Below are 7052 nucleotides of genomic sequence, written 5' to 3'. Positions count from 1 at the left end.
GCCGCCTCGATGCTCACCGCCGCGTACCACATGCTTCGTGACGGCACCGAGTACAACGACCTCGGCTGCGAGCACTTCGACCGCCAGGATCGCACCAAAACCATCCGTCGCCTCATGAAACGACTTCAAGATCTCGGCTGCGAGGTTCCGGTGCAGGCTCATGCGGGGAGCGCTTCTTAGTAGAGGCCCGCGGGCTCCTTGCCGACGTCGACGTAGCGCAGTTCGGTGCTGCGGCGCCGCGCGCTGCTGGCGGGCCATGCGAACACCACCAGGCTCAGGGCGCCCAGCGCGAGCGAAGTGCCGGCGCCGAGCATGTCGGCATGCCAGGACCAGCTCACGCCGGCAACCCAGGCCAGCCACAGCAGGATACGAATAAGTATTGCCATCGTGCTGCCCCATTCAAACTTTGATTCACAAACACTTTATCAGGCATTGTGCAAACTCAAGTATTCATCTGAAGGCATAGCAGTAGCTATGCCTTACGGCCGTTACTCGGCAGCGGAAATATTGTGAAAAAACCGTTGACTGCGCTGCCGCGCGCTGCACAAGCTGTCGCTGTGCGACGCCCGTTCCGGCGGCGCACCTCAAGCAAAGCACGCTGGTCCTCGGGGGGTCGTCTGTCGTGAAACTGCCTTCATCTGTGGTTGCTGCGGTTCTCCTGTTCGCATGCCTTGCATGCTCGGCGGCCGAACTCGACCTGCAGGGCAGCCGGCTCGTGGTGTCGGGCATGCTCGACGGCAGCGCCATCAAGGCCTTCACCGAGCACCTGGGCAAGGGCACCGTGCGCACCGTGGTGTTCGAGGATTCGTTCGGGGGCACCGCCGAGGCGGCCGGCGCCTTTGCCGACGCCATCCGCGCGAGCGGTGTGGACACCGAGATCCGCGGCCAGTGCATGGCCGCCTGTGCCTATGCCTTCCTGGCCGGCAAGGCGCATCGCTTCGGCTGGGGCCTGCAGGTGAACGGCGTGCTGCTGCCGGTGTCGGCCAGGCCCTCGGCGGCCGAGCTGGCGGTGCGCTGGCGCAGCGAGGAGGTCCAGAAGACGCTGGCGGAATTCACGCCCATTGCGGCAGCCGCGCCCATCCAGGCCACGGAAACCCGCGCCGCCGACGCACCCAGGGACAGCGCCCGGGACAACTGGCGGCCCGAGCACGGCGTGCTCTTCACGGCCAGCCCGACGCTGTTCGGCCGCATCTACAACGCCTTCTATTGCGACGGCACCCAGGGCCGCGACTTCTCCAAGTGCGAGCGCCTGTCCGATGCCGATCCGTTCAAGCTGGGCGTGCTGACGCCCTGAGGCCGCTCAGCGCAGCACGCCGACCGCGAACGGAAAGCTGAAGAAGGTTGCCACCGTCGTCCACAGGATGATGCGTGCGATGCGGCCGTTGTCGGCCCCGAAGCGCTCGGCCAGCATCGAGACGTTGCTGGCGCTCGGCAACGCCGCCACCAGCACGATCACCATCAGCGCCGAAGAAGACAGCGGCAGGCCGAGCGCAATGGCCCCCTGCCCCACCGCCCACACCAGCACCGGATGCACCAGCAGCTTGACCGCCACCACCGGCAGCACGTCGGCCAGCGGTGCCTTGGGAGGCAGCGCCGACTTCGTGCCCATGGCGGCCGCCACCGCCGCGCTGGCGCCGTGCTCGCGCGCGAGCAGCGCCGAGCGCGCCAGCACCGCGCCGATGGTGAAGAGCGCCACCGGCGAAGCCGCATCGGCCAACATGGCGATGGTGCGCTCCACCGGCCCCGGCAGGCGCCAGCGCGCCGCCGACAGCAGCACGCCCAGCAGGATCGACCACGGCATCGGATTGACCAGCACGCCGCGCAGCGCCTGGCGCGCGGCCAGCCGCGGGCCGTGCTGCCCGCCCGCGCCGTCCAGGCGCGACAGCGCAATGCACAGCGAAGAAGTCACGACCAGGTCGAACGCGATGGTGATGATCATCGGCCCCGCGGCCTGCGCGCCCAGCAGCGCCACCAGCAGCGGCACGCCCATGAAGCCGGTGTTCGGAAAGGCCGCCACCAGCGCGCCGAAGGCCCCGTCGTTCCAGCCGATGCGCGCATTGCGGGTAAAGACCACCACGCCCGCCACCACCGCCAGCGCGCTCAGGCCCCAGACCAGTGCCACGCTGCCGTCGAGCAGCTGCCCGATCGGCGTGCCGGCGCCAAAGCGCAGCAGCATGCAGGGCAGCGCAAAGTACAGCACGAAGGTGTTGAGGCCCGGAATCGCGTCCAGCGGCAGGATGCGGACGCGCGCGGCGCCATAGCCGGCCGCGATCAGCGCGAAGAAAGGAAAAGTTACGAGAAATACAGGCAGCACGCGCCGATTGTCGCCGCGTCCCGCATCGTGAACTCTGGCGGCCTCTCCGGAAACATGCGCCCCGTATCATTGCGCGCTTTGCGCCTGCCGTTCCTCCGCGGCCTTCCGTTCCCACTCCCCATGTCCTCCGGTCTCAATCTCGCGCAACAAGAAGCTGTCAACTACCTGCACGGCCCCTGCCTGGTGCTGGCGGGCGCGGGCTCGGGCAAGACGCGCGTCATCACGCACAAGATCGGGCGGCTGATCCAGGCCGGCCTGGAGCCCAAGCGCATTGCGGCCATCACCTTCACCAACAAGGCCGCGAGCGAAATGCGCGAACGCGCCAAGGGGCTGATCGGGCGCGAGGCGAAGCACGTGGTGATCTGCACCTTCCACGCGCTGGGCGTGCGCATGATGCGCGAGGACGGCGCGGTGCTGGGCCTGAAGCCGGCCTTCAGCATCCTGGACAGCGACGACGTCACCAAGATCCTCAAGGACGCGGGCGGCACCACCGACACCGCCACCGCGCGCATCTGGCAGTGGACCATCAGCAAGTGGAAGAACATGGGCCTGAATGCCGCGCAGGCGGAAGCCGCCGCGGCCGACGACAACGAGCGCATCACCGCGCGCATCATGGCGCGCTACGAAGAGCGGCTCACGGCCTACCAGAGCGTCGACTTCGACGACCTCATCGGCATGCCGCTCAAGCTGCTGCGCGATTTCGACGAAGTGCGCGCCAAGTGGCAGGCCGCGCTGGGCCACATATTGGTGGACGAGTACCAGGACACCAACGCCACGCAGTACGAAGTGCTGAAGGCGCTGGCCGGCGAGCGCGGGCGCTTCACCGCGGTGGGCGACGACGACCAGTCGATCTACGGCTGGCGCGGCGCCACGCTGGACAACCTGCGCAAGCTGCCGGTCGACTACCCGGCGCTGAAGGTCATCAAGCTCGAGCAGAACTACCGCTCCACCAGCGCGATCCTGCGCGCGGCCAACAACGTGATCGGCCCCAACCCCAAGCTGTTTCCGAAGACGCTGTTCTCCGAGCTCGGCGAAGGCGAGCCGGTGCGCGTGGTCGATGCCGACTCCGAGGCGCACGAGGCCGAGCGCGCGGTGGCGCGCATCGTCAGCCTGCGCGCGGGCGACACCGCCATCGAGGGCAAGCAATACAAGGAGTTCCGCGACTTCGCCATCCTCTACCGCGCCAACCACCAGGCGCGCGTGTTCGAGCAGGCGCTGCGCAAGGCGCAGATTCCCTACAAGGTGTCGGGCGGCCAGAGCTTCTTTGACCGCGCCGAGATCAAGGACCTGTGCGGCTGGTTCCGCCTCTGGGTCAACAACGACGACGACCCGGCGTTCCTGCGCGCCATCACCACGCCCAAGCGCGGCATCGGCCACACCACGCTCGCGAGCCTGGGCACCTTTGCGAGCCAGTACAAGCTGAGCCTGTTCGAGGCGCTGTTCAGCCCGTCGCTTCCGAGCGTGATGCCCAAGCGCACGCTCGAGGGCATCCACGAGTTCGGCCGCTACATCAACGACCTCGAATACCGCGCGCGCCGCACCATGGGCGCGGAAGACTCGCGCACCTTCATGCTCGACTGGCTCAAGGAGATCGACTACGAGAAGCATCTCTACGACGGCGAGGACAGCGAACAGGCCGCGGCCGCGCGCTGGACCAACGTGATGGAATTCGTCGACTGGATGTCGCAGCGCGCCGGCGGCACCATCGACGATGCCTCGGGCGCCGACGGCAACATCGAGACCGAGCGCAAGAGCCTGCTCGAGGTGGCGCAGACCATCTCGCTGCTGTCGACCATCAGCGAGCGCGAGCAGGACCAGAACGTGGTCACGCTGTCCACGCTGCATGCCTCCAAGGGCCTCGAATGGCCGCACGTGATGCTGATCGGCGTGACCGAGGGCCTGCTGCCCTTCAAGCTCGAGGACGACAACGGCCGCCAGCTCCAGGTGAGCGACGACACGCTGCAGCGGCTGCAGGAAGAGCGCCGCCTGATGTACGTGGGCATCACGCGCGCGCAGCGCAGCCTGGCCGTGAGCTGGACCAAGAAGCGCAAGCAGGGCCGCGAGATGGTGCCCTGCGTGCCGAGCCGCTTCATCGCCGAGATGGGCCTGGACAAGGCCACCACCCGCGAAGACCCGCGCGAGAAGCTCAAGGCGCTGCGCGCCGAGTTCGCGCGCAAGGCACAGGACAGCGCGGCCGCCAAGGCCGCGGCTGCGGCGGCGCCATGAAGAGGCTGCTGCCCGCCTTTCTTGCGGCGCTTCTTGCCGCCACCGGCTGCGCCACGGCAACGCAGGGCGGCGGCGGCGACTGCCCCGCCGATGCGCGCGAGCTGCCGCTGCAGTCGCTCTACGGCCACTGGGAGGCGCGCTTCGACGGCACTCCCGCCGCGGCCGCCGTGCAGCTCGGCAGGCACCCCGACTACGCCGGCGTGCGCGGCACCATCACGCGCCCCGCACACGGCGGTGCCCAGCCGACGGTGGCGCAGCTCGCGGGCGACGTCGACGACGACGGCGCCCTCTCCATCGACGAATCGCTGGACGGCCGCGCGATCAGCGGCGTCTGGGCCGGCACCCTGCAACCGGGCTCCTGCGGCCGGGAATTCAGGGGCACGTGGCGCAACGCCGCGGACGAAAGCACGCATCCGTTCGTGCTGAACAAAAAGGGAGGGATGCAAGGAAACCAATGACCCAACGAACACACGCCATCTTCTCCGTCTCCCGGCTGGCGGCCCTCGCGGCCTGCCTGGGCGGCACCGCCGCCGCGCATGCGCAGGCCACGGACCAGCCGCGCAGCCCGCTGGCCGATGCGCAGCTGACGTGGCAGCAATGCGCCGCGCTCGGCAACAGCAACGAAGCGCGCCTGGCCTGCTTCGACCGCTGGGCGCAGCAGCAGACGCTGCCTTCGGTCTCGGTGCCCGTGGCGCCGCCGGTGCTGGCCAGCACGCAGCCGGCGCCGCCGGTGGACGCCGCTATACCGGCCACGCGCGTGATCTCGGTCGGCACCAGCGAAGGCTGCCGCGACCGCCAGTACTCGGCGCTGTCGCGCTTCTGGGAACTGGAGAACGGCACCGACTGCGGCACCTTCGGCTTCCGCGGCTACCGGCCGCTGAACGTGTCGGCCTCGGCCGCCACCAGCCGGCCCGACACGCCCACCTCGCCCTCGGAGGGCCATACCGGCACGCCCGTGGCCTACCAGGCCAACGAGATGCGCATCGGCCTGTCGGTGCGCACCAAGATCGCCCAGGGCCTGCTCACGCAGAACGAACCGGCCAAGAAGGACTCGCTGTGGTTCGCGTATTCGCAGCAGTCGACCTGGCAGCTGTTCAACGGCTCGATCTCGCGGCCGTTCCGCACCACCGACCACGAGCCCGAGCTGATGTATGTGTATCCGCTGGACTTCGCCCTGCCCGGCGGCTGGCGCTGGCGCTATGCGGGCGTGGGCGTGGTGCACCAGTCGAACGGCCAGAGCCTGCCGCTGTCGCGCAGCTGGAACCGCGTCTACCTGATGGGCGGCGCCGAACTGGGCGACCGCTTCACCATCACCGGGCGCATCTGGCAGCGCATGTCGGAAGAGGCTGCGAAGGACGACAACCCCGACATCTCCAACTACATCGGCCGCGCCGAGCTCACGGGCCGCTGGAACTTCAACCGCGACAACACGCTGGGCCTCACCGTGCGCAACAACCTGCGCGACAGCGGCCGCGGTTCGGTGCGGCTCGAATGGCTCAAGGCCATCGGCGATCCGGCCACGAGCAACCTGCGCTTCCATACGCAGCTGTTCCACGGCTACGGCGACACGCTGGTCGACTACAACCGCAAGCGCACCGTGCTCAGCATCGGCCTGAGCCTGGTGGACTTCTGACTTTTCCAGGCCACACCATGACCCACGACCTGTCTCCCATCGACGCCACGCAGCGCGAGATCATCGCGGCGCTGCACGTCGCGCCCGTCTTCGACGCCGCCGCGGAAATCGAGCGGCGCACCGCCTTTCTCGCGGACTACCTGCGGGGCACCGGCCTCAGGGCGCTGGTGCTGGGCATCAGCGGCGGCGTCGATTCGCTGACGGCCGGCTGCCTCGCGCAGCGCGCCGTCGAGAAGCTGCGCGCCGAGGGCTACGGCGCCACCTTCATCGCGATGCGCCTGCCCTACGGCGTGCAGAAGGACGAGCACGAGGCGCAGGCCTCGCTCGCGGTGATCCGGCCTGACCGCATCCTGACCGTCGACATCCGCCCCGCGGCCGACGGCATGCTCGCGGCGCTCAAGACCGGCGACCTGGCCTTCCGCGATGCGGCGCATGAAGACTTCGTGCTCGGCAACATCAAGGCGCGCCAGCGCATGATCGCGCAGTTCGCGGTGGCCGGTGCGCATGACGGCATCGTCATCGGCACCGACCATGCGGCCGAGGCGCTGATGGGCTTCTTCACCAAGTTCGGCGACGGCGCGGCCGACGTGACGCCGCTCAGCGGCCTCAACAAGCGCCGCGTGCGCGCCCTCGCGCAGCGGCTCGGCGCCCCCGACGCGCTGGTGTTCAAGGTGCCCACGGCGGACCTCGAATCGCTGGTGCCGGGCAAGCCCGACGAAGACGCCTTCGGCGTGAGCTACGAGCAGATCGACGATTTCCTCGAAGGCAAGCCGGTGGCCGCCGCGGCGCGCGAGATCATTCTTGCCACGCATCGCAAGAGCGCCCACAAGCGCGCGCTGCCGGTGGAGCCGCCGCATCCGGCCTAGCTTTCCAGGCCGG

Annotated in this window: 7 protein-coding genes and 1 pseudogene; 6 read left to right on the top strand and 2 right to left on the bottom strand. The window is 68.9% G+C overall.

Annotated features, from left to right (window positions below):
- Positions 1-180 (top strand): annotated as a pseudogene (locus AC1DMS_RS30285) (IS110 family transposase); the annotation flags it as partial.
- Here AC1DMS_RS30285 and AC1DMS_RS30280 read toward each other — a convergent pair.
- Positions 177-386 carry a hypothetical protein gene (locus AC1DMS_RS30280; RefSeq protein WP_012745878.1) on the bottom strand — a complete coding sequence of 70 codons (210 nt, stop codon included), beginning with the start codon at positions 384-386 and terminating at the stop codon, positions 177-179. The pseudogene AC1DMS_RS30285 and the gene AC1DMS_RS30280 overlap by 4 nt on opposite strands.
- Before the next feature lie 254 nt (positions 387-640).
- Here AC1DMS_RS30280 and AC1DMS_RS30275 point away from each other — a divergent pair, with 254 nt between their 5' ends.
- The gene (locus AC1DMS_RS30275; RefSeq protein ID WP_278878859.1) at positions 641-1294 is read left to right on the top strand and encodes a hypothetical protein; all 654 of its coding nucleotides are present in this window, start codon (positions 641-643) and stop codon (positions 1292-1294) included.
- 6 nt (positions 1295-1300) lie between these two features.
- Here the strand turns inward: AC1DMS_RS30275 and AC1DMS_RS30270 are convergent, their stop codons facing one another.
- The gene (locus AC1DMS_RS30270) at positions 1301-2314 is read right to left on the bottom strand and encodes an AEC family transporter (RefSeq protein ID WP_436287248.1); all 1014 of its coding nucleotides are present in this window, start codon (positions 2312-2314) and stop codon (positions 1301-1303) included.
- A gap of 120 nt (positions 2315-2434) precedes the next feature.
- Between AC1DMS_RS30270 and AC1DMS_RS30265 the strand changes: the two genes are divergently transcribed.
- The 4 genes from AC1DMS_RS30265 to nadE are packed head-to-tail and all read left to right on the top strand — an operon-like array spanning position 2435 to position 7039.
- Positions 2435-4540, top strand: a complete 2106-nt coding sequence (locus tag AC1DMS_RS30265) for an ATP-dependent helicase (RefSeq protein WP_012745875.1) — start codon at positions 2435-2437, stop codon at positions 4538-4540.
- Positions 4537-4998 carry a hypothetical protein gene (locus tag AC1DMS_RS30260; protein WP_012745874.1) on the top strand — a complete coding sequence of 154 codons (462 nt, stop codon included), beginning with the start codon at positions 4537-4539 and terminating at the stop codon, positions 4996-4998. Before AC1DMS_RS30265 ends, AC1DMS_RS30260 begins: the two co-directional genes overlap by 4 nt.
- Complete coding sequence (locus AC1DMS_RS30255; RefSeq protein WP_028254049.1) at positions 4995-6173, top strand: phospholipase A; 1179 nt, start codon at positions 4995-4997, stop codon at positions 6171-6173. The genes AC1DMS_RS30260 and AC1DMS_RS30255 overlap by 4 nt, the downstream gene beginning before the upstream one ends.
- Before the next feature lie 17 nt (positions 6174-6190).
- Entirely contained in the window at positions 6191-7039 is an 849-nt protein-coding gene (gene nadE / locus AC1DMS_RS30250; protein ID WP_436287247.1) for an ammonia-dependent NAD(+) synthetase, read from the top strand.
- The last annotated feature ends 13 nt before the right edge of the window (positions 7040-7052 follow it).

Source organism: Variovorax sp. 05T418, assembly GCF_056396385.1.
The sequence above is the reverse complement of the archived record's forward strand: the minus strand, read 5'-3'. Positions and strand labels throughout refer to the sequence as shown.

Excerpts from the sequence above, each read along its gene's own strand:
- AC1DMS_RS30280 (WP_012745878.1), bottom strand. The coding sequence starts at position 386 with ATGGCAATACTTATTCGTATCCTGCTGTGGCTGGCCTGGGTTGCCGGC.
- AC1DMS_RS30265 (WP_012745875.1), top strand. The coding sequence starts at position 2,435 with ATGTCCTCCGGTCTCAATCTCGCGCAACAAGAAGCTGTCAACTACCTG.
- AC1DMS_RS30260 (WP_012745874.1), top strand. The coding sequence starts at position 4,537 with ATGAAGAGGCTGCTGCCCGCCTTTCTTGCGGCGCTTCTTGCCGCCACC.
- AC1DMS_RS30255 (WP_028254049.1), top strand. The coding sequence starts at position 4,995 with ATGACCCAACGAACACACGCCATCTTCTCCGTCTCCCGGCTGGCGGCC.
- nadE (WP_436287247.1), top strand. The coding sequence starts at position 6,191 with ATGACCCACGACCTGTCTCCCATCGACGCCACGCAGCGCGAGATCATC.